21 protein-coding genes are annotated in these 22,899 nt (G+C 36.9%); 12 read left to right on the top strand and 9 right to left on the bottom strand.

The genetic code is table 11. From position 1 onward, the window contains the following. Window positions 1-35: 35 nt before the first annotated feature. On the bottom strand, window positions 36-509 hold the full coding sequence (locus tag GZ212_RS02770) for a regulatory protein RecX (RefSeq protein ID WP_166957062.1): 474 nt from the start codon (window positions 507-509) through the stop codon (window positions 36-38). A gap of 116 nt (window positions 510-625) precedes the next feature. Between GZ212_RS02770 and GZ212_RS02765 the strand changes: the two genes are divergently transcribed. After that, window positions 626-6,352 carry a lamin tail domain-containing protein gene (locus tag GZ212_RS02765; protein ID WP_166957060.1) on the top strand — a complete coding sequence of 1,909 codons (5,727 nt, stop codon included), beginning with the start codon at window positions 626-628 and terminating at the stop codon, window positions 6,350-6,352. Window positions 6,353-6,361: 9 nt separating this feature from the next. Here GZ212_RS02765 and recO read toward each other — a convergent pair whose 3' ends face one another. From recO to gdhA, 3 genes are all read right to left on the bottom strand, one after another. Further along, window positions 6,362-7,081, bottom strand: a complete 720-nt coding sequence (gene recO, locus GZ212_RS02760) for a DNA repair protein RecO (RefSeq protein WP_166957058.1) — start codon at window positions 7,079-7,081, stop codon at window positions 6,362-6,364. Next, window positions 7,081-9,423, bottom strand: a complete 2,343-nt coding sequence (locus tag GZ212_RS02755; protein ID WP_166957056.1) for a two-component regulator propeller domain-containing protein — start codon at window positions 9,421-9,423, stop codon at window positions 7,081-7,083. Before GZ212_RS02755 ends, recO begins: the two co-directional genes overlap by 1 nt. 116 nt (window positions 9,424-9,539) lie before the next feature. Next, a complete protein-coding gene (gene gdhA, locus GZ212_RS02750) occupies window positions 9,540-10,883 on the bottom strand; it encodes an NADP-specific glutamate dehydrogenase (protein WP_166957054.1) in 1,344 nt (447 codons plus the stop codon). A 210-nt stretch (window positions 10,884-11,093) separates the two neighbouring features. On the opposite strand from gdhA, the gene GZ212_RS02745 reads away from it, so the two are divergent. Then, entirely contained in the window at window positions 11,094-11,903 is an 810-nt protein-coding gene (locus GZ212_RS02745; RefSeq protein WP_053970956.1) for a glutamate dehydrogenase, read from the top strand. A 67-nt stretch (window positions 11,904-11,970) separates the two neighbouring features. On the opposite strand, the gene GZ212_RS02740 is transcribed toward GZ212_RS02745, so the two are convergent. Next, window positions 11,971-13,110, bottom strand: coding sequence for a cystathionine gamma-synthase (locus GZ212_RS02740; RefSeq protein WP_166957052.1), 1,140 nt, complete (start codon window positions 13,108-13,110; stop codon window positions 11,971-11,973). Window positions 13,111-13,196: 86 nt separating this feature from the next. Between GZ212_RS02740 and GZ212_RS02735 the strand changes: the two genes are divergently transcribed. After that, window positions 13,197-13,919, top strand: a complete 723-nt coding sequence (locus tag GZ212_RS02735) for a DUF3298 and DUF4163 domain-containing protein (protein ID WP_166957050.1) — start codon at window positions 13,197-13,199, stop codon at window positions 13,917-13,919. A 71-nt stretch (window positions 13,920-13,990) separates the two neighbouring features. Beyond that, window positions 13,991-14,341 carry a hypothetical protein gene (locus tag GZ212_RS02730; protein ID WP_166957048.1) on the top strand — a complete coding sequence of 117 codons (351 nt, stop codon included), beginning with the start codon at window positions 13,991-13,993 and terminating at the stop codon, window positions 14,339-14,341. A 10-nt stretch (window positions 14,342-14,351) separates the two neighbouring features. On the opposite strand, the gene GZ212_RS02725 is transcribed toward GZ212_RS02730, so the two are convergent. Continuing rightward, the gene (locus tag GZ212_RS02725; protein WP_166957046.1) at window positions 14,352-14,816 is read right to left on the bottom strand and encodes a DinB family protein; all 465 of its coding nucleotides are present in this window, start codon (window positions 14,814-14,816) and stop codon (window positions 14,352-14,354) included. Window positions 14,817-14,900: 84 nt separating this feature from the next. On the opposite strand from GZ212_RS02725, the gene GZ212_RS02720 reads away from it, so the two are divergent. Both GZ212_RS02720 and GZ212_RS02715 read left to right on the top strand, forming a co-directional pair. Further along, complete coding sequence (locus GZ212_RS02720) at window positions 14,901-15,254, top strand: arsenate reductase family protein (RefSeq protein ID WP_166957044.1); 354 nt, start codon at window positions 14,901-14,903, stop codon at window positions 15,252-15,254. Then, window positions 15,247-16,155: a DMT family transporter gene (locus GZ212_RS02715; protein ID WP_166957042.1), complete on the top strand. Its 909-nt coding sequence runs from the start codon at window positions 15,247-15,249 to the stop codon at window positions 16,153-16,155. The genes GZ212_RS02720 and GZ212_RS02715 overlap by 8 nt, the downstream gene beginning before the upstream one ends. Here GZ212_RS02715 and GZ212_RS02710 read toward each other — a convergent pair. After that, window positions 16,142-16,618, bottom strand: a complete 477-nt coding sequence (locus GZ212_RS02710; protein WP_166957040.1) for a thioesterase family protein — start codon at window positions 16,616-16,618, stop codon at window positions 16,142-16,144. The genes GZ212_RS02715 and GZ212_RS02710 overlap by 14 nt on opposite strands. Before the next feature lie 119 nt (window positions 16,619-16,737). Here GZ212_RS02710 and GZ212_RS02705 point away from each other — a divergent pair, with 119 nt between their 5' ends. From GZ212_RS02705 to GZ212_RS02680, 6 genes are all read left to right on the top strand, one after another. Beyond that, entirely contained in the window at window positions 16,738-17,595 is an 858-nt protein-coding gene (locus GZ212_RS02705) for a YicC/YloC family endoribonuclease (RefSeq protein ID WP_166957038.1), read from the top strand. A gap of 2 nt (window positions 17,596-17,597) precedes the next feature. Continuing rightward, complete coding sequence (locus GZ212_RS02700) at window positions 17,598-18,293, top strand: hypothetical protein (protein WP_206080365.1); 696 nt, start codon at window positions 17,598-17,600, stop codon at window positions 18,291-18,293. After that, complete coding sequence (gmk, locus tag GZ212_RS02695) at window positions 18,286-18,858, top strand: guanylate kinase (RefSeq protein WP_166957034.1); 573 nt, start codon at window positions 18,286-18,288, stop codon at window positions 18,856-18,858. Before GZ212_RS02700 ends, gmk begins: the two co-directional genes overlap by 8 nt. 2 nt (window positions 18,859-18,860) lie before the next feature. After that, on the top strand, window positions 18,861-19,439 hold the full coding sequence (nadD, locus tag GZ212_RS02690; protein WP_053970947.1) for a nicotinate (nicotinamide) nucleotide adenylyltransferase: 579 nt from the start codon (window positions 18,861-18,863) through the stop codon (window positions 19,437-19,439). Between the two features lie 97 nt (window positions 19,440-19,536). Continuing rightward, window positions 19,537-20,589, top strand: a complete 1,053-nt coding sequence (locus GZ212_RS02685; protein WP_166957032.1) for a two-component regulator propeller domain-containing protein — start codon at window positions 19,537-19,539, stop codon at window positions 20,587-20,589. Window positions 20,590-20,742: 153 nt separating this feature from the next. Then, a complete protein-coding gene (locus GZ212_RS02680) occupies window positions 20,743-21,180 on the top strand; it encodes an OsmC family protein (protein ID WP_053970944.1) in 438 nt (145 codons plus the stop codon). A gap of 55 nt (window positions 21,181-21,235) precedes the next feature. Here the strand turns inward: GZ212_RS02680 and lysM are convergent, their stop codons facing one another. Both lysM and GZ212_RS02670 read right to left on the bottom strand, forming a co-directional pair. Further along, the gene (lysM, locus tag GZ212_RS02675; RefSeq protein WP_166957030.1) at window positions 21,236-21,721 is read right to left on the bottom strand and encodes a peptidoglycan-binding protein LysM; all 486 of its coding nucleotides are present in this window, start codon (window positions 21,719-21,721) and stop codon (window positions 21,236-21,238) included. A gap of 157 nt (window positions 21,722-21,878) precedes the next feature. Continuing rightward, window positions 21,879-22,817 (bottom strand): nicotinic acid mononucleotide adenyltransferase, encoded by a 939-nt coding sequence (locus GZ212_RS02670; RefSeq protein ID WP_166957028.1) that lies wholly within the window; start codon window positions 22,815-22,817, stop codon window positions 21,879-21,881. Window positions 22,818-22,899 lie beyond the last annotated feature (82 nt).

Raw genomic sequence — 22,899 nt, 5'->3', positions numbered from 1 at the left:
TTTAAAAGTAAAGTCCAGCATGTTGCTGGACTTTTTTATGAAATTAATTCATTTACTTTTTCATAAACCAAGTGCGATTCCCATCCACGATATAAGAGGTAGTCTGCCAGCTTCTTCTTTTTTTTCCAGAGGTTGCTTTCCCTGATTCCATCCGCCTTTTTAACGGCCAATTCATGAAGGGTTTCCTGATATGCTTGTGGAGAAATCTCCTTTAAAGCTGTATCAATATTGAATTTGGAGATATCCCTAAACTTTAACTCTCTAACAATTCGGTTTCTTCCCCATTTTTTAATTCTAAATTTACCTCGAGCAAAGGCCTTGGCAAACCGCTCTTCATTCAGATAGTTTTCCTGAATCAGATGGGTAATAATATGGCCTACGGCCTCAGGAATCATTCGCATACCCATCAACTTTTCTCTAACTTCCTTGTGACATCGTTCTTGATAAGCACAATAATTTTCTAGGGCTCGTTGCGCTTCTTCAACCGTAAACGTTTTACCTGTATCCATACCCTCAAAATTAATAACAATTTGTTAATAACAAGATATTTGTAACTTATTGTTTTTTAGGTCTTTTCATTTATATTTGTCAGTCCCTTATTACATGTAATTAATCCAAATACCCCATGATAAAAAAATACACCCTCCTCTTTTTTATTTTTCTCGGCGCTTTAAACTTTGGGTTTGGGCAGGTTTCAGATTTAATTATTTCAGAATATGGAGAAGGTACTCCTGGAAGTGCTAAATATGTTGAGATATACAATGGCACTGGGGGTACCGTAAATCTTTCGAACTATCAATTATGGAAAATTACTAATGGTGGCTCATGGAATGAAGGCACTTACAATTTTACTACAGCAACGTTAGTAGATGGAGCTACAATTGTAGTAGCTAATAATTCAACAAACACACCTGGAGCGGATGAATACAATTCAGGTTTTTGTTCTTGGAATGGAGATGATGCTATTGGGCTTGCTAAATCTGGGACGTTAATAGATATAGTTGGAACTGATGGAGCAGACCCAGGTACTGGTTGGGCTATTGCTGGCACAAATAATGCTACTGTTGATCATACTTTAACAAGAAAATCAACTGTCTGTAGTCCAAACACAAATTGGTTATTATCTGCAGGTACAAATACTACTAATTCAGAATGGATCCTAACAACTTATGGAAATGGACCTGCTAATTCTGGACATACATCATCTTGTGCTTCAACCTCAGACCTTACCATATCAGGTGATTCAACAAACCACGACTCATCTTGCTTAAATACATCTGCTACTACACTACAGTATACAATAACCAATAATGGTGCTGTCCCTGCTCTTGATGTTAATGTGGTTTCAGATGATCCCCAGTTTGTAGTAAGCAACTTATCCTCAACTACAATTGCCCCTTCTGGTACAGCCACCTATGATGTTACATTTACTCCTACTGTAGTTGGAGCCCAAACAGCTACTTTAACAATAAGTAGCACAACAATAACAGATGATGCTACAAGCATTATAACTGGTACTGGAATTACCGCGCCTAATATAACTACACAACCAACCAATCAAAATACTACAATACCAAACACAGCAACATTCTCTTTCGCTTCAAGTGATGCTGCAGCATACCAATGGGAAGTTAACTCAGGTTCAGGTTGGAACAATGTAACAGGTGGTACTGGAGCTACAACTAACACCTATACAACAGGAGCTACAAACGCAACAATGGATGGCAATCTTTACAGATGTGTCGCAAGTAATGCTTGTGGTTCAACAACATCAAACAGTGCTACTTTAAACCTAACTAATCCTAATCCAAATAACGTAACTGGTATTTCAGCTTGTTTTGAGGATAATAGTGTTATTTTAAGCTGGACACCTCCAGCTACAGGAACTACTCCAACAGGTTATGTTGTTTTTGCAATTAATGGTGCAACCGATCCTGCTGGAACCAAAACAGATGCTAACACTTATACTTCTAATTCAGATTTTTCATTAGCTACTCCTGTAACACCTGCATCACTTGGTCGCGTCGTTTATAAGGGTGATGCTACATCTGCTACTATTACAGGGTTAACTGAAAATAATAATTATTCGTTTACAGTATATTCTTATGTTGGTGAATCACTTACAGGATGGTCAAGTGGTGGTACGGGCGGAAGTACTGTTACAAATGGTACAGCTCAGGGAGATATTAGCAACCTAATTGCTACACCTCTTACTAACCAAGTCAATTTAAGTTGGAATAACCCAACACCTACTTCATGTTTTGATGAGTTACTTATCGTTGCCAACCAGGGGTCTGTTACATTTACTCCAACTGGCAGCTATGCCCCAGTTAATGCGCCCTATTCAACTACCAATACTGTAGTATATGCCACAACATCTACGGTAAGCTCGAAGGCAATAACCGGCTTAACCAATGGATTAAATTATTGTTTTAAAGTTTACATTAAACGTGGCTCGGTATGGAGTGAAGGTATTGAAGTTTGTGCTACCCCTACTCTCACCTATTGTGATGGCTATGGCAACATGAGTTATGACACTGGTATTACGGGTGTATTTTTCAACACAATAAACAACAGTGTCACCTCAAGCAATAACAGTTATACAGATTACACGAATCTTTCGACTGATTTAGAGCTGGGAAGCTCTTATAATTTATCGGTTAATGTGGAAGTTGATGGAAATGGTTCTGTTTACACTAAGGCTTGGATTGATTGGAATCAGGATGGGTCCTTTAATACTACAACCGAAGCTTATGATTTAGGGGACGCCTATAATGTTTTTAATGGCCCAACAACAAATTCACCTTTAAACATTGAAGTGCCAACAAATGCCTTGATTGGTGACACAAGAATGCGTATCGCTACCAAATGGGCCGCATATGCAACACCTTGCGAGATTGGGTATAGTGGTGAGGTTGAAGACTATACCGTTAATATCACCCAACCCTCCGGCCCTGAAATTGTTATTAAAGGAGGTAGTATTACCATTCCTAATGGATTTAGTGCTCCTTACGGATTAAACAATACCTTATTTGCCGCAACCAATATTAACAATGATGGTGACACTAAAACCTTTACAATTCATAACATTGGGCAAACATCCTTAACCCTATCAGGATCACCAATAGTAGAAGTTATTGGTGATAATCCAGGTGATTTTATTGTAACCACTCAACCAGAAACACCAATAACTTCTTTGGGATCTAGTTCATTTGACATTAAATTTCATCCTTTAGCTGATGGCATTCGGACCGCAATAGTAAGAATTATCAACAATGATTCGGATGAAAGTAATTTTGAGTTTATGATTCAAGGAACTGGTGTTTGCAGTTCCTCTTTCACCAGTTCCATGTGGCCTAGTTCTGGTCCTGAAGGAACAGACATTACAATAACTTCCAGTTTTGATCTTACAGATGCTACCGCTAGCATTAATGGTATTTCCATGCCTATTATATCAACATCAAGTTCAGAGCTCATTGTAAGTGTTCCCAATGGTGCTTCAAGTGGCAATATCAATGTCATTTTTAATGTTGGGTGCTCTTCTTCCAATGCCTTTTCAGTTATTGATAGTATGATTGTGGGTTGCGATGCAAGTACTATTTCAACGCCCCCTGGAGACCTATTTATTAGTGAAGTATCAGACGCCTCTACTGGAAGTTCTTCTTTAATAGAATTATTCAACGGTACAGGGTCTACAGTAAATCTTTCTGAATATGTCATCAAAATATACAATAATGGAAATTCTAGTCAGTCTAGTACAAGTGCTTTAACCGGCTCTTTGGCCAATAACTCTACCCATGTTATAGCCGTTGGTAGTACAAGTTGTGATTTAACATCGAATGGCTTAAGCATTACACCTAACCAATCCTTTTCGTCTGTTAGCGGTATCAATTTTGATATAAATAGCTCTGATGCTATTGTATTGGAAAAAGTCTCTGGGAGCAATACGGGAGAGAAAGACAGTTTTGGTGAAAAGTATAGTAACAATTGGGCCAATAACTTAGGTATTGGTAATAATGGGGTTAATTTTAGAAGGCACAATAATGCCTCCATACTTCCAACCATGTCATTTAATTTATCAGATTGGGATATGGTAGACTGGACAAGTTGTAATGATTCCGATTATAGTCATTTTGGTTATTTTGATTTCTCCTTGGGTATCCCTCCAAGCATCACCTCTGGCCCTACAATCAATCAATCCTGTAATACCGCCACCATTAGTGTTGCAGCAGATGAAGGATATAGTGGAGGGAACTCCTTAGCTTATCAATGGTACTATTTGGCTCCCGGAGATTCCGGTTGGACAGAAATTATGGATGATGCAACCTTCAATAATTCTGATTCTGCCATTTTGGAAATCCTAGACATATTTCCTGTGGTTGATTACCAATTTTATTGTCAGATACGAGAAGATGACCAAACCTGTTTTACAGCCTCTAATGCTGTTATATTGGAACTGGAATCTGTGACTTGGGATGGCTCTACCTGGACTCCTTCTAATCCAACTTCAAACACTATAGCCATCTTAAACGCAGACTATAATACCACCTCTTCAGAAAGTTTTGAAGCTTGTAACCTGATTATCAATAATAGCGCTTTAATAATTGGTGATATTGACAACGGAGGCAGCAACACCTATGTAGAAGTACAATACAGTGTTTATGTTAACGGCAACGGATCTATTTTGGTGCATCCCCAAGCAGCCTTTGTGCAAGTAAACGATGACGGTGTATTTGAAGCCGACAACCCAGACAATTGTGAAGTAGATAAATTAACGGCACCTATGGCTCACTGGTATGAATACACTTATTGGAGTTCTCCAACGGTCGAAACCATAGGCGATGCCCTCGCTGAAGCCAATCCCAACAGACGATTTAAATTTAGCGGCCAAGATTTTAGAGATTCTTATGAAGAAAATTCTAATACCAATACATTTAATCCAAACCCTGGAATTGATGATATTGATGATGACCCCAATTATATTTCCGACGGTACAGGAGTTGATTGGCAATTGATGAATGCTTCTGATGATATGTTGCCGGGTGTTGGATACGCCTCTACTCATAGCACTATAGGTTTTAATTCCTTTCCATGTAGTGGAGGACCGGGATGTCAGTTTTTATATCAGTTTAAAGGTCTTTTTAACAATGGGGTGATCTCTGTCCCAGTTTATCGTAACGACGAAGAACCTGATGATAATAATTGGAATTTCATCGGAAATCCTTATCCGTCAGCCATTAGTGCCGATGCCTTTTTGGAATACAATACAGATATATCGTCTGCTCCCAATAGAGTGATTGAAGGCGCCATCTATTTATGGTCACAAAATACTGATGCCAATGGGAATGCCAGTGGAAACCAAGCCTTAAACTTTTCCCAATCTGACTATGCCATCATTAACGGTATAGGCTCAACGGCTACCTCTGCTGGTGGTGATGGTAGTAATCCTGATAATCGTATGATCCCTTCAGGTCAGGGCTTTTTCATTACGATGTCAGATGGCGCATTAGGGACAACATTTACAAGTGACCCTTCAAGCGATGCTGGCGACATTCAATCAAAGGATGTGATTTTCAACAATTCCATGCGAGTTAAGGGAAATAGTGATAACTCACAATTCTTTAGAAACGCCACCCAAGAAACCAATTCGATGGAATCCATTACATTGAGTCTTACCAGTGATAACGGTATTTTTAGTCAAGTAGTTGTAGGTTATAAGGACGGAGCTACTAACGGATTGGATTATATGTATTATGATGCTCCCGCAAACTCGGTTTCCAATAACATGACTTTGGCCTATTTCCAGATAGAAGATTCCAATAAAAAGTTTGCTATTCAAGGTAAACATCCTGAAAGTTTAACGCTTGAAGAAGTTATTCCTCTGGGTTTTCAAACCAATATTGAAGAAGCTAGCATATTCAATTTCGAAATTGCGCAATTAAAAGGTGATTTTATGTTATCCCATTCTATCTATATTAAAGATAATTTCTTCAATACGTATCATGATTTGACCCAATCTGCCTATACATTTAACTCAGAAGCAGGCGAATTCAATGACCGATTTGAAATTGTTTTCCAAACCAATGCGTTGTCTACTTCAGAATCAGTATTGAACACAAATGACTTAACTATTATTGAACTTGATAATGGCATGGTTTCCTTTACTGTTAGAAAAAATCAAACAATTGAAAATGTTCAGATTTATGATCTTTTAGGCAGATCTTTATTGACTTTTACAGGAAACTCATCAAAAGAGGTTTTGGATCTTTCATCACTAAGTAGCTCTGCTTATTTAGCCAAGGTTACGTTGGATAGCGGTCAAGAAATCACCAAAAAGGCGATAAAAAGGTAGAGAATCGGTTTAATGAAATAGTTGGTTGAAGACTTCTAAAGATTTTGGTTTTCTAAATCCTTCAAGATGCAATTCATAATAGAACAAGAGGGTGTTCAAGAATTCTTGTCGTTGGCTTGCATTTAATTTAACCGAATTAATGGATTGAATATCGGAATCCATAAGAGTCTTTAATAAATCAACCTGAGTTCCAGCAATGCCTCTTTTAGGTTGCTCCTTGTCAAACTTCCCTTCTTGAAGATTAAAAAAGAACCGTTCTTCCTTTAGGTAATCATCTGGATAAAACCCAAGATGCTTGCTTAGGTTCAAAAGGAATAGTAAATGGAAATTGGCAAAATGAGATTCCTGATCCAACCATTGAAAAGCTGTTTCAATAAAAGCAAATAGGTTTTCGTTTGGTTCTTCTTCCTTCAAACTACTGCTTAAAACCTCAGCTAGGAACATTCCCAATGAGCCTTTGATAATATTGGAATGTAAGGTTTCATAAATATAATATACCTTGACTTCTTGAATGTAATGCAGGCTTCTATTCGATTGATGTTTTACTTCTAATTGCAATTGAGTTAAAGGCTGAAAAAAAGCAACATTTTTGCTCCCCCTTTTAGATTTCATCACACCCTTCAAAAGGAAACTTATCGTACCGAACTTTTCCGTGTAACATCTCACAATTAAGTCATGGTCTTGATACTTGATTGAAGATAGCACAATACCTTTGGTTTTAGCAATCATTACCTTACCACCATTAGTTTCAGTACTTTGGTTTCGTAGGTATCCAAATCTGAAAGCATGATAAGATAGACTCCTGAGGCAACTGTATTATTACCCAAATTTCTACCGTTCCAAAACGCCGTTCCTCCGTCTATTTCAAGATTATAGCCTCTATATCTCATGTTCACATTTGATTTGGCCTCTGCCACTAGATTACCCTCAATATCCAAAATTTTAATATTGACGTTTTCAGGTAAGCCTCTTATTTTTACTTTATCATTGTTGATATTAAATTCAGGCCTTACTGGATTGGGAAAGACGAATGAATTTTCAAAATCTGATGTTGTCTCAGAGCCACCCGAAGAAAATGACACCAATCCATTAGCTGTTGCAATGTAAACTGTTCCATTGGACTCATCAATAGAAATATCAACTATATTATTGGAAGGCAGGGGTGAGTTTTTTTTGGTAAAATGATAGATAGTTTCTTGGCCATTGGAACTTAGATAAAATAGTCCTGACGAAAAGGTTCCTATCCATTTATTATTAGCTCCATCAACCTCAATATCGGTAACATATTGTTCATACAGCAATTCTTTGGGAACACCATCTTCTAAGATGATAATAGATTCCAATTGAGAAACAGAGCCATCAAAAAAACCAGTTGTATTATAGAGCACTCTTAACCCTTTATAGTTCCCTACCCAAACTTGATTTTGCTTATCCACAGCCAGAGAAGTAATAAAAGGACTAGGTAAATTTTCCTCCTCCGAAGCCATATTTTTCAGTGTCCCATTAGAACTGTAACCGATTAACCCCAATAGATATCCTCCGATCCATTTGTTCCCATTGGCATCTAATTCAATATCAGAATAACCAAATTCTGCATTTAAAGCTTCATCGGCAGAAAATAGGGTTCCGAAAGAATATCCCTGCCATTGCTGTGTTGTAGGATCATAAGACTTTAAAGGTTTAGCAACTCTCGCTGTTAATGTCCATAAAATTCCATTTGAATCAAAAATGGATGCGCTTTGCCTTATGTTTTTATAATTTGGATTATTAGGTAATATTAAAGATTCCAATCCACTATTAGACTCATCATACAAAATGGTAGGTACATCATCATTAATTTCTAGGATTCCATCGAAAAAAGAGCTTATAAAAACCTGTCCAACGTTAAATGGGTTGATAGCCATCTTATTTAAATTTATCGCCCCTAAGACCTCTGAATAGGGAATATTAACCCAACTTTCACCATTTAAATGACTAATTCCATGAAATCTTAATGGAGCTGGATTATAACTCAAAGTGTAATCTCCATAAGTCATCCATAAATTATTTTGTCTAGCTTGAATTGAAAAGGCTCCATTTCTTAAAGGTCCATCTGGATAAATTGTCTCAAAAATGGTTGCATCAGTAAGTGCCGTCTTTAACATGCCTATATTTCCTGTCCCGATATAAATAAATCCATCCTTTACAGTTGCAGAGGTAAAAGTATTGGCTTCAGTTTGATTAACATGAACATACCCCAATTGATTAAAGCTTGCGTCATACACAAATACTTCATTCTGAGTGGCGATAATAAGTGATTCTGAGACACTTTTCATACTAAGCAGCTGATCTTGATAGTTGGTTAATGGTATTAACATACCATTTTGGACTCTTGATAACTCCCTATTGTTTCTTACTGCATATAATTGATCTGATATATCTTGCACTCCTAGAAAATTCCCCCCCGTAATATTTGACCACTGCTGATAATCTATTAAATCATTACTAGATGCCAATGCTCTTTTTAACCCATTGTTATTTTGACAAGCAGCGTATATAAAACCACCATGTAAAGCCGTTTGTTTAATTGGTATTTGGGCGCCTCCAGTTCCAATATAATAAGTATCCCCAAATTCAAGAGCTAGCAAATCATAGACAGATATACCGTAGTCAGTAGAAATATATACGATCCCCTCATTTTCCTTAAAATGATTAATTCTTTTGGTATTTGGAGGAATGGTAGGTTTGTCCAGAATATCAACTACACTCAATATATTGCCATCTTCCATGACAATGTCAATCAAACCGTTCTCATAACCGACCAATAACATCATATAGGCTTCACTATAATAAATCGCAGATATGGATTCTCCAGATAAACCATTCACCGTATCAATGGTTTCTAATTCTGATGTAGTCGTATCATAAGAAAATATGGCATTCTCAGCTGCAGCATAAATTTTGCCATTTCCCTGAGATATATCTTGAATATTGAAATAGGAGTAATGACCTTTCCACAGGGAAGAATAATCTTGCCCTGAAACAAAGCCACTTATCAATAAATAAACAATTAAGAGGACTTTTCTTATCATAAATAAATTACTGCGTCAAATATATTTATATCTAACGATAATTAGGATAAAATCATACAATATCAAATAAAAAAACCTCCAAAATTGGAGGTTTTAGTAATTAGTTTGTGTGAAATTTAAACAATCCCTTGTGCTAACATAGCATCTGCTACCTTAACGAATCCAGCAATGTTTGCTCCTTTAACATAGTTAATATATCCATCATCTTCTTTACCATATTCGATACAAGACTTATGAATATCTTCCATGATTTCCTTTAATTTTTTATCAACTTCTTCTCTTGTCCAGTTGTAACGTAATGAGTTTTGAGTCATCTCTAGACCAGAAGTAGCTACACCACCAGCATTTGATGCTTTTCCTGGAGCAAATAAAATTTTTGCCTTGTGGAAAACTTCAATCGCTTGTTTTGTTGATGGCATGTTTGCTCCTTCACTAACACAGAAACAACCATTATCAACCAAAGCCTCAGCATCATCTCCATGCAGTTCATTTTGGGTAGCACATGGCAATGCCATATCACAAGCCACTTTCCAAGGAGTTTCTCCACTGAAAAACTTGGCATTTGGATAAGCATCAACATATTCATTAATACGACCTCGTTTAACGTTTTTCAAGTCCATGATGAACTTTAATTTTTCCGCATCAATACCCTCTTCGTCAAGAATATATCCAGAAGAATCAGACATGGTCAATACTTTCCCTCCTAATTGAAGAACCTTTTCAGCAGCAAATTGCGCCACATTTCCAGAGCCTGATATAACCACCTTCTTACCTTCTACCTTATCTCCTTTTGTTTTAAGCATACTTTCTGCAAAGTAAACCGTTCCATAACCTGTAGCTTCTGGTCTAATCAAAGATCCTCCCCAAGAAAGTCCTTTACCGGTTAAAACACCCGTAAATTCGTTTCTTAATTTCTTATACATTCCGAATAAAAATCCAATTTCTCTTGATCCAACACCAATATCACCAGCAGGCACATCTGTACTTGCTCCAATGTGTCTAAACAACTCCGACATAAAAGCATGACAGAATCTCATGATTTCATTATCACTCTTTCCTTTAGGATCAAAATCACTTCCTCCTTTTCCACCTCCCATAGGTAGTGTAGTCAAACTGTTTTTGAATACTTGTTCAAAAGCCAAGAATTTCAAAATACTAAGGTTTACTGAAGGATGGAATCGCAATCCTCCTTTATATGGCCCAATGGCAGAGTTCATTTGAACTCGATATCCTCTATTTACTTGGATTTCTCCCTTATCATCTACCCAACAAACTCTAAAAGAAATGACTCTTTCAGGTTCCACCATTCTAAGTAAAATGTTTTTGCCATAATAAATATCGTGTTCAACAATGTAAGGAATAACCGTCTCGGCTACTTCCTCTACAGCTTGTAAGAATTCTGGCTCGTGAGAGTCTCTTTGCTTAACAAGGTCTAAAAAAGCTTCAATTTTGTTGTCCATTTTTGAAGATATCAAATAATATTAAGTTTAACGGGTGCAAATATACGTTATCTTAAATTTAAACGGTGATTTTTTTAAATTTTCACAATTTTTTAATGCAAATTTAAGGCATCTGTTATCTATATGGTTTTCAGTAAGTTTTTTAATTTGGTGGATACCAAGCATTTCATATATTTGTGAATCACTTATACTACTGACTTAACGCGAACTATGTCCTATAAGAGATTACCATTAGCCCTACTTTTCCTACTTTTCAGTGTTCAGGTTAGCTTTTCCCAGTTAGGCTTTTCGCATGAAATCGGAGCCATTATAGGTCCTGTTCAGTTCCGTTCAGATTACGGAATTAGGAATAACGAAGAAACCAACTTTGGAAATACGGGAATAGGAATTGGTATCATTCACTACATCAACTTTTCCTATAGTGCAGAGTGTAATTGTTATTCTACAGATACTTATTTCAATGATCATTTTAAGTTAAGAAGTGAAATTTCCTGGAATTACACACCCTTGGATCATTTTGGTACTTATGCCAATGCACCGAGGTTAAAACCACATAAAGGTGAGGCTCAAAATTTTGATATCGGGATGCAATTGGAATACTTCCCTTTGAGCATTCGTTCCTTTCAAGCTTTTAGTTATCGTTTTGCCCCCTTTGTTAGTTTGGGTATTCATTACGTGAATTACCACCCAGACTCCTGGACAACTTTTGGTACCGGAAATGTTATGGATCCTGCCAATATATATGGTGGGTTTGATTTAGATGATGATTTTGGATGGTGGGACGCTTCCGATCCTCCTGATTACTACCCTCTTAATTTAGACTCAGGCTCAACTTGGTCGCTTGTTACCAGTGTGGGTGTTAGATACAAACTTACCAAATTATCTGACTTAATGCTTGATATGCGCTGGCAGTATTATGGTAGTGATTGGATTGATGGCCTTAACCATAAATTGAGCTACAACAAATATAACGACTGGTTGCTTTGGTTGAACTTTGGTTATATTTACTATTTGGATTAAAAAAAGTTATACATAAATAAAAAGAGCCACTATGATGTGGCTCTTTTTGTTTTATTACTTAACGGTTTTACCCTAAGGCCTGGTTCAAATCTTCTATTAAATCATCAGCATCTTCAATTCCCACACTTAGTCTAATTAAAGAATCGACCACTCCTGTTTTCTCACGCTCCTCTTTAGGGATACTAGCATGTGTCATACTTGCAGGATGACCAGCTAAGGACTCCACACCCCCCAAAGATTCAGCTAATGTAAATACTTTAAGGTTTTCTACTGTTTTAATGGCTTCTTCATAATTATTCCCCTTTGTGGTAAATGAAATCATTCCCCCAAAATCACTCATTTGACTTTTAGCCACATTATGATTAGGGTGGGATTCAAATCCTGGCCAATATACTTTTTCCACCTTTGGATGACTTTCCAAAAACTCAGCTACCTTTTTCCCATTTTCACAATGACGTTGCATTCTAACATGAAGGGTTTTGATACCTCTCAAAACCAAAAAGCTATCTTGTGGTCCACAAACAGCACCACTGGCATTTTGAACAAAATACAATCGGTCTGCTAATTCTTCATCTTTAACTACCAAAGCTCCCATAACCACATCACTATGTCCGCCCAAATACTTAGTTGCAGAATGCATAACGATATCTGCACCTAAATCTAAAGGCTGTTGAAGGTAAGGCGTAGCAAACGTATTATCTACAGTCAACAACAACTTGTGCTTTTTGGCTATTTCAGAAACCCCTTTAATATCAATAATGTTCATCATGGGATTGGTAGGAGTTTCTACCCAAACCAATTTGGTATTTTCATTGATATAATCTTCAATCTTTGACACATCCTGCATACCCACAAAATGAAACTTGATTCCGAAGTCTTGAAATATTTTGGTAAACAACCTATAAGATCCTCCGTATAAATCGTTGGTGGAAATCACCTCATCTCCAGGCTTTAATAATTTCATAACGGCATCAATAGCTGCCAAACCCGAGCCAAAAGCTAATCCGTGAGTTCCGTTTTCTATACTTGCTAAGGCATTCTCCAAAGCCTGTCTGGTTGGGTTATGTGTTCTGGAATATTCAAACCCTTTATGTCCACCAGGAGTACTTTGGGCATAAGTTGATGTTTGGTAAATGGGAGGCATCACCGCGCCATAAGCTAGGTCATGTTTTTGTCCTCCATGTATGGTTTTTGTATTGAATTTCATGCTAAAAAATTTTGACAAAGTTAGGCTTTCTACCCATCTATTCAAATGCAAATGGCTATCTTTAAGATTGAATTTAACTACCTTTTATGAAATTCAAAGCCCTGACCATTGCCTTTCTTGTTATCCTTGTTTTTTCTTGTGAAAATGAGAATTCTTCAGTAGTCTTTTCGGAAATATCCGAATCTGTTGATGATCCCAGCTATGTGACTGTAAAAATACCTTTTGCTGAAGGTGATGATGAAGCCTCCTTACAAATTAATCAAACTTTAGAAACCTTTGTTTCTACCATACTTCATATTGGCGATCCTGATCAAGTCTACACCATGCCTATTAAAGAAAGTATCTCAGATTTCAATAATGAATATGCTACTTTTATTACTGATTTTCCTGACTCTCCAATGAAATGGGAAGCCGACATAGAAGGTGAAATTAGCTATCAAAGCCCAACCTTGATTTGCATATCTGTAGATAGTTATGTCTTCACAGGTGGTGCACATGGCATGTCTTCCATCACATTTTTCAATTTTAACCCACAAACCGGCATGCCTATGGAGCAAAACGATTTAATTTCAGACCAAGAGAATTTTACAAAAGTGGCCGAGGCTTATTTTCAAAAGGAAGTCATAGAAACCGATAAAATCCTTTTTGAGGATACTAGTTTTGTCATGCCAGAAAATATGGGTTTTGATGACCAAGGAGTCATCTTCTTATACAACCCATACGAGATAGGTCCCTATGCAACTGGAATGATTGAATTTCGGATTCCCTATAAGGAACTTACAGACTTCATAATTCTGGATAACAAATAACAATTATAATTTACACAATGGACAGTTTTTGTAAAAAAGTCAAGTTTTGCCTTTTCTTGATATTATTTTGGATGTCAAATTTAAATGCTCAAAGCTTTGATTCATCCATTAATGGATTTGTGTTTTCCAAAAACACTGAAAAAGTAATTTTAAAATTTAGGTCTGGTGCTAGCTCATTAAAATTGAATTCAGATAATTATGTGGTTGTGACTTTAGAGAATATTGATAAAAACACGACTAGTTTTATTGGGAAAAGTATTAGATCCATTGATAGCAAGAACCTAACCAAGAGTCAAATGTTGTTAAAAATATTACCAACTGAAGAAAATATTAAAAATGATAAATTTGTTCTTTTGATGTCTTATAAGTCCGTTGAAAAATTTGAAATTTTCGAATTTCACCTTCCTGTAGATAAAGACTAGACATTAAAAATCAACTTTTTAACGCTCTCATCAAAGCCATGACATAGCCTGAATGCAGGCCTTCATGAAACAATATAAACCGAAGGGCATCATCAAGGGTTTTCAAAGTATTCCCTGTAGTTGAAACTGTGTATTCCTGAAAATTGGTAAAACACCCATCTTTATAATCTTGCTCGGTTTTTTCTATGGTAGAAAACAACAAAGTCTTTAACTCATCTACAAACTCTTGGCTTACGCTTCCTTGCGGCTTTGTCCCTTTCATATAGGCTTGAATCATATCTGCACTTACATTAGGCTCCAACCCACTTAACTTATACGCCAATAGCTGTTCGGTAACCACAACATGTGCAATATTCCAAATAATATTGTTATTAAACCCATCAGGAATCTTGTTTAAATCGTCTAAAGATGTTTCATTTAATACCTTTTCAAAAAACAGTCTTGACTTAGGGAGTACCTCAAAAATAAAATCCATACCATTCATTTTTATAGTGCTAAAGATACTTGTTTGTTGACTAAAAGCCTTTATTTTGCAACGTTAAATTTTGTATGCTATCTCATGAAAAAAGTATATTTCCTTAAAACCTGCAATACGTGTTTAAGAATTATCAAAGATTTGAACCTGCCTTCAGACTTTATATATCAAGACATTAAAACAGAACCTATTACTGTAAAGCAAATTGAGGAGATGGCAGAACTTTCTGGAAGCTATGAAGCTCTTTTCAGCAAAAGGGCCAAATTGTACAAAGAGATGGACTTGAAAAATCAAGATTTAACTGAAAAGGATTTCAAACATTATATTCTTGAACATTACACTTTTTTAAAACGTCCCGTGATCATTATCAATGACCAAATTTTTATTGGCAACACAGCTAAGGTTGTTGAACAAGCGAAGCAGGCCGTCAATGAATAAAATCAGAATCCTTTCCATTATTGCCGTGTTTATGGTCCAGGTAATTTATGGACTTACTTTCACCTTTGCCAATGATGTGATTGATGCAGGTCACGTGAGACCTTTTGGATTTATTCTTTTGAGAGTCCTAGGTGCCACATGCATGTTTTGGTTGTTGAGTCTATTTACACCTCGAGAGAAAATAGAAACCCAAGATTTTGTTCGGTTTATCGTGGCTGCTTTTTTTGGCCTGGTCTTAAACATGCTCACCTTTTTTAAAGGTCTGGAATACACTACTCCCATTCACGCCTCTGTAATTATGACGGTTGTTCCTATTGTGGTGTTGGTGTTTTCAAGCATCTTCCTAAAAGAGCGCATTACTTTATTAAAGATGTTGGGAATTCTTTTGGGTTTTTCGGGAGCCATTATTTTATCAGTTTACGGCAGAAGCACCCAGTCTGGAGATGATATTGTGCTAGGTAATTTTCTAGTTTTTATCAATGCCGTTTCCTATAGCATCTACCTCATCCTGCTAAAAAAACTTGCTACCAAATACCATCCGTTTACTTTTATAAGATGGTTGTTTCTCTTTGGAAGCATTATGGTTCTACCGTTTGGATATTCAGAGCTTGCTGCTGTAGAATGGCATCTATTCACACCCTATATCTGGTTATCAGTGCTCTTTGTGGTCATTGCAGCGACCTTTGGCACCTATCTTTTGAATCCTTTAGCGCTTCAGCATTTAAAGGCCTCAACAGTAAGTATCTTCTTATATATACAACCAGTTGTAGCGGGAATATTTGCAGTGATTATGGGAAGTGACCATGTTAATTCAGTCAAAATTGTGGCGTCAATCCTTATTTTCTCTGGTGTTTATTTGGTTACCAGACGGCCCAAGCCAAAATTGACTACTCCAAATTAACCGGTGCCTTACTGTGTTTTCTGGTATCTTCCTTGGTAATGGTATGATAATGGGGAGCCTTGGGAAACTCGTGGGCGATATCCAACAACTCCTCAGGTAAGGAGGTTAATTTTCTAGCACCTAAATCCATCCAGCCACCTAACATTTCACAGTGGGCTAGGTTTTCACCTTTTTGGTTATAGAAATTATGGTCAAACTTAAAGAATTTACCATCTTCACTCAAACCAGACACTTGTAAACTCACTTTTATAGCCTGCCCCATAAAGGTTTCCTTAAAATAATACATATGCTCATAAAATACCACGGGACCCAAATTGAACTTAGCCAATTCCTTCATTGTAAATCCTTTTTCTATCAAAAAGGCCATACGGGTATGACTCATAAAATTGGTATAGGCGCTATTGGCCAAATGGCGGTTAGCATCTACATCACTCCAGCGTATTTCAAATTCTTTTACAAACATCTGTTTCAAATTTTAAAGCCGTAAAAATACCAAAAATATATTGTGCATGCATAATATAAATTCGTTGTTTTCTAAACCTTTGGATTTCCTTAACTTTGTACAACTTTAGATGATAGTTTATGATACATTCCATGACTGGATATGGTAAGACTGTGTTGCAGCTGCCTACAAAAAAAATTTCCATTGAAATTAAATCACTTAACAGCAAGAACCTTGATTTGAATGCCAGAATGCCTTCTGCATACAGGGAAAAGGAACTGGAACTCAGGAAAATGATTGCCCAAAAGTTAGAAAGAGGGAAAATTGATTTTTCCATCTATGTGGAACTGACTGGTGAAACTACCAGCACGACGGTAAACCTTCCGGTTGTTAAGGAATACATTCATCAACTGAGAGAGGTAGTCAATGGTGACGAAACCGAACTTTTAAAAATGGCTGTTCGCTTCCCAGATGCCTTGAATACCGAACGTGACGAAATGGATGAACAGGAATGGAAAACCATCTTAAAGGGTACCCAAGAGGCCTTAAAGGCCATTGCTACCTATAGACTGGACGAAGGAAAAGCACTTGAAGCAGACTTTAAACAGCGCATCGCTAATATAGACCAACTTTTAACCGAAGTAATTGACATGGATCCTGAAAGGATTGAAGGTGTGCGCGAACGCTTAAGAAAAGGTATTGCCGACATCAAAGAGAAGGTTGATGAAAACCGTTTTGAGCAGGAATTGGTTTATTACATAGAGAAATTTGACATTAACGAAGAGAAAGTGCGCTTAAAAAACCACCTGGATTACTTTGTAAACTCTCTCAATTCTCAAGACTCCAATGGTAAAAAACTGGGATTCATTGCTCAGGAAATAGGTAGGGAAATCAATACCATAGGTTCTAAAAGCAACTATGCACCTATGCAAAAATTGGTAGTGCAAATGAAAGACGAACTTGAAAAGATAAAAGAGCAGTTACTAAACGTATTATGAGATTGTCTCGCATTCTTTTCATTGGATTTTTCATTTCTCTATTTATTATAACTTCCTGCGTCACTGTCGTCAGGAAAGCCATAGGATTTAAAAATCCAAAAGTAGAGAGTAAGGAAAGTGTTATGGCCTATTTAAATGAATCAGACCCTACACAACAAACTTACTTCATGAAGATTGATAAGGTAAAAGATAGCGTTTCCATCTATAAGAATTTTATATTTGGGTTTAACTCTGACATCCTGCTTTTCAATCGTCAAACAGGTGAAAAGTATTGCTATCAAGGTAACGAAGAATGTTCTGGAGTTCAATTGACAAGTGCTTTTCAGGAATTTGAAACCAATTACAGTCCTTGCCCTTCTGATTCCCAGATTAACTTCAAGAACTTTTTAAGCAAATTGGAAAATGAAAAAGGAGAGCCGGTAGAACTATCATCGCTACCACAATCAGATTATTACATTTTTCAAACTTGGAATAAATATAGACAATCACAAAAGTACTTTGAAGAAGATTTGGAATGGCTATTGAATCTTAAAAAAGACTCAAATTTGTCTGTCTCCATTTTATTTTTAAACACAGACTTGCTAGATGATTGGGGACTTAAAAAAGGAAAGGAATTTCCAATAAAATTAAAAAAGAAAGGGAAATCGTTGAGCATGACAATTGGCAACCTCCCACTAGAAGACGAACTATATGAATAAAGGAAAACTTATTGTATTCTCCGCCCCATCGGGCTCTGGAAAAACAACCATAGTAAGACACTTATTAGGCTTAGACAAACTGAACTTGGAGTTTTCTATTTCGGCTACCTCTAGAGAACCAAGAGGTACAGAAAAGGACGGTAAGGACTATTATTTTTTATCTGCTGAAGAATTTAAGAAAAAGATAAAAAATGAAGAGTTTCTGGAGTGGGAAGAAGTCTACCGCGATAATTTTTACGGCACTTTAAAATCTGAAGTTACGAGGATTTGGTCTCACGGAAAGCATGTTATTTTTGACATTGACGTGTCTGGTGGTTTGCGAATCAAACGCAAATATCCCCAAGAAACCTTGGCCATATTTGTAAAACCTCCCAGTATTGACGAGTTAAAAATAAGACTGAAGAAGAGAAAGACAGAAAGCGAAGACAAAATAAACATGCGGGTTGCCAAAGCCAGTGCCGAATTGGCCACAGCGCCTTTGTTTGACGTCATTATTGAAAATGACAATCTTGAGAAAGCGCTACATGAGGCCGAGATGTTGGTAGAAAACTTCATCAATAACTAAGTATGAAAATAGGGTTGTATTTTGGAACCTTTAACCCCATACACGTGGGGCATTTGGTGATTGCCAACCACATGGCCGAGTTTAGCGATCTAGATCAGGTGTGGTTTGTGGTGACTCCCCACAGCCCTTTTAAGAAAAAAAGTACCCTGCTGGATAACCACCACCGCTTTGAAATGGTTTACAGGGCCACACAGGACTATCCCCACCTTAAACCTTCGGATATTGAGTTTCACTTGCCGCAGCCCAATTATACCATCAATACCTTAATCCACTTGGAGGAAAAATATCCCAATTACAATTTCTGTCTGATCATGGGCGAAGACAATTTAAAAGGGTTCCACAAATGGAAAAACTATGAGGTGATTTTGGAAAACTACCAAGTTTATGTATATCCCAGAATCTCTGAGGGGCACATAGAAACCCAATTCCACCAGCACGACAAGGTGACGTTTGTAGAGGCTCCAATCATGGAGATTTCCTCCACGTTTATCCGTAAGGCCATAAAAGATGGCAAGAACATAAGACCCCTGTTACCAGAACATGTTTGGAACTATGTGGACGAAATGAATTTTTATAGGTAGTATTCACTCCTTTTCTTCTAAAGCCTAGAAACCACATCCATTCTCTATAGTTTGTTTCATTTGCCTATCTTAGAATCAATAAACTTGTTGTTGGCAAATGAAACCAAGACTTTTAAATATTGCTTTATTGATTTCCATGTTAATCCTATTTGCGTGTTTTGGACAAATGAAAAAGCCCGAACAACAGAACGCCCGTAAAATGATTTCTGCACCTATGCCTGAAAATGGCTTTTCAACAGGAATGGTAGATCACCAGGGACACCTTTGGTTTGGAAGCCAAGGTGGAGGTCTTTTTCATTTCAACGGAAAAACATTTTCCCAATTTACTGAGCAAAACGGTCTAAACAGTAACCACATCTTTTCCATTATTGAAGATAAAGATCAAAACATATGGCTAGGAACACAACAGGGCTTAACCAAATATGACAGTGAGCATTTTGAACATATACCTCTTCCTTTTCAGGATACCACAAGTGTTTGGCTAGACCAAGTCTATCCTATTATCAACCCCAATGCGGCACATTCGATCATACAAGACAACCAAGGTGATTTTTGGATTGGCACGGGTGGTGGCGGTGCCTTCAGATATGACGGAAAAACGTTCACCTCATTTCTTAAAGACGACGGAATGAAATATGAAGATAGCTTGCACCACAATTGGATTCCAGATATCAAAGAGGACCTAGATGGAAATATTTGGTTTGCCTCCATGTCTTACGGTGGTTTGACCCGCTATGATGGCAACTCTTTTCAAACGTTTTTGCGTCAGGACGGTTTAAGTGATGACATGATCCGGCAGATACTTGTAGCCAAAACAGGCAAGCTGTGGTTGGGATTTAATGGCAATAGAAAAAGTGCCTTGACGATATATGATGGAGAAGCATTCTCAATATTTCCCTTGAATGACAATAATTGCCACAGGAACATTCGTGCCCTTTATGAAGATACTAAAGGCAACATTTGGATAGGAGGCATTAACGGTATCTGTATTTTATCTGATAATAACTTTAACAAATTTCTGGATGCCAATGGATATGCCTTTAGTGATATTACATTCATCATAGGCCATCAGAAAGATATTTGGTTTGGAGGAAAAAACGGCATTTGGAAGTTTGACGGTCAAGAGGTCACATCATTGATAGCAAATTAGTGTTAAAACTACCAAAGTTATTGGATTCATGGAGTTAACAATAAATCTATGATACTACTAATTCATTTAAAACTAAACTTTAAAACTTCTTTAACTAGCATTGTCTACTCATTGCTTTAACTTTAGTGAATAACCATTAAACTAATACTAAAAATGAAGAGAAAAGCAAATGCCATTTGGAAAGGCAAAGGAATAGATGGAAGCGGATATTTGACAGGTCCAAGTCATGTTTTAAACAAAACCCCATACAGCACCAAAGCACGATTTGAGAATGAAGATGGAAAAGCAGGAACCAATCCTGAAGAATTGATTGCAGCAGCACATGCGGGATGCTTTGCCATGGCCCTAAGTTTTCAAATTCAGGAGGCTGGATTTGTCGCAGACGAACTGGATGTGGATGCCACCATTACCATGGAACAGCAAGATGAAGGTTATGCCTTTACACAAATTAATTTGGACCTAAAAGGTAAGGTACCCAATATGGACGAAAGTCAGTTTAAAGAACTAGCTGAAAAAGCCAAAGTCGGATGCCCTGTATCTAAGGCCTTAAAGGCGGTTCCCATTTCCTTGAGTGTTACTTTCAACTCCTAAAAATATTAAAGCCCAATCAAAATGATTGGGCTTTTTAGTTTATTTAAAAAGATCTCTAATCTAAAGCTGGGATACGTAACACTTGCCCTGGATAGATTAAATTGGCATCTTTCAGCATAGGTTTATTGGCCTCAAATATAACAGGGTATTTCATGGCATTCCCATAATATTCTTTAGCTATTTTACTTAGCGTATCTCCTTTTTCAACTGTATAAAATTGAGCTTCTGGCTCTGGATTGGTGACCGTCATTTGATCATCTACCACAGCAATACCACTGGTATTCCCCACTACAAGCACTACTTTTTCCTTTGTTTTTTGATCATAGGCCGCACCAGTAATGGTGGCAGTATCCCCAGAAATATAAATTTTTAAACCATCAACCTGAAGTGATAGGTCTTGAATGGTTTCCTCTAGCTGACTAGCGGCGGCTTCTTCAACCCTTTTTTTGGCTGCAGCAGCATCAGCGGCATCATCAACAGCTGGTTTACTTGTTCCAAATACCTTGGCTCCTGCCTCTTTTATAAATGAAAATAATCCCATAGTTTTAAAATTTAGTGTTAATGTTAGATACTAAATTCCTTAAATTTTAATCCAAATCCAATTAAAACCAGCTATTTAAACATTTATTTAACCTTTTATATTACACAAAACCCAGACCTGATGATCTGGGTTTTCAAATAATTATATGTATCAGCATTTAAACCCTTGAAGAAGTCCTTGGATTGTCCTTCATTTTAGAGGTTCGTTTTCTTTGTTTAGGCTCTTTGGTCTGTTTGCCTTCTGCCGATTTCATATATTGAATGTACCCTCTTCCTTTAAATTCGTAAACGGTTCCTGATGCTGGGTGGTACAACTCAATGGTTTGATCATTAAGTACACTCAAATCAAAATATTCATTGGCAAAATAATCATAATCCAAGACAAGCTTTTTAAGGTACATGTTGTTGGAAACATCGCCTACTGCATAAACTCCAGTATAGTCCCAATACAAATAATTTGGGTTGGATCCCACAGGATCCTGAGAGCTTCTAAAAGTGCTATTGTTACCTCCAGCTAAAAACTGAAGAAAATTCTCGTTGTCAAATTCATTAATGGCACCATAGTTACTGGTATAAGTCTTTTCCCAAGCCTCATACTCTTGCAGAAAATAATGGATGTTATCATAGAAGATAAAATTGTAATCGAAATTGCTTCTTTGATACCCATTTAAAAAATAGGACGTGTCATTATTAGGGTTATACAATTCAATGGTATTGCTATCTATTTGGTAAACATCATAAGTCTGAAAACCATCAATATCGTGATACACATCCAGAATCATCTGGTTGGTCTCATAATCCCCTACTGGTATTCCAAATCCATTACCCTGGCTTCCAAAGCCAACCAAATTGTTATTGGCAAACAAGACACCATTTCTAAATGATAAAGTAAAGGCTATTTGTAAAAAAGGTGTTTCACCATACCCCACAGTTTGATTGATATCGACATACCAAAGTTCATAAGACCTCAACAATTGCTCCAAGGAAGCATTCTGTGAAGGACCTGGTTGATATTCTACAATAATCTCTTCATGATGGCAAGAAGTTGCAAACAACATCAAGAAGGCTGCAACAAAAAGTAGTTTTATTTTTTTCATAATCCTTCGCTTTTAAAAGTTCTACTCTTAAAAGAAACCAAATTACGTGCCAAAAAACCTTACCGGAGATTTAAGAAGGCTA

Source organism: Mangrovimonas sp. CR14, from assembly GCF_011764015.1.
GTDB classification, from domain to species: Bacteria; Bacteroidota; Bacteroidia; order Flavobacteriales; family Flavobacteriaceae; genus Mangrovimonas; species Mangrovimonas futianensis.
Note: the sequence above shows the minus strand (reverse complement) of the source record. Positions and strands in the feature narration are given on the sequence as shown.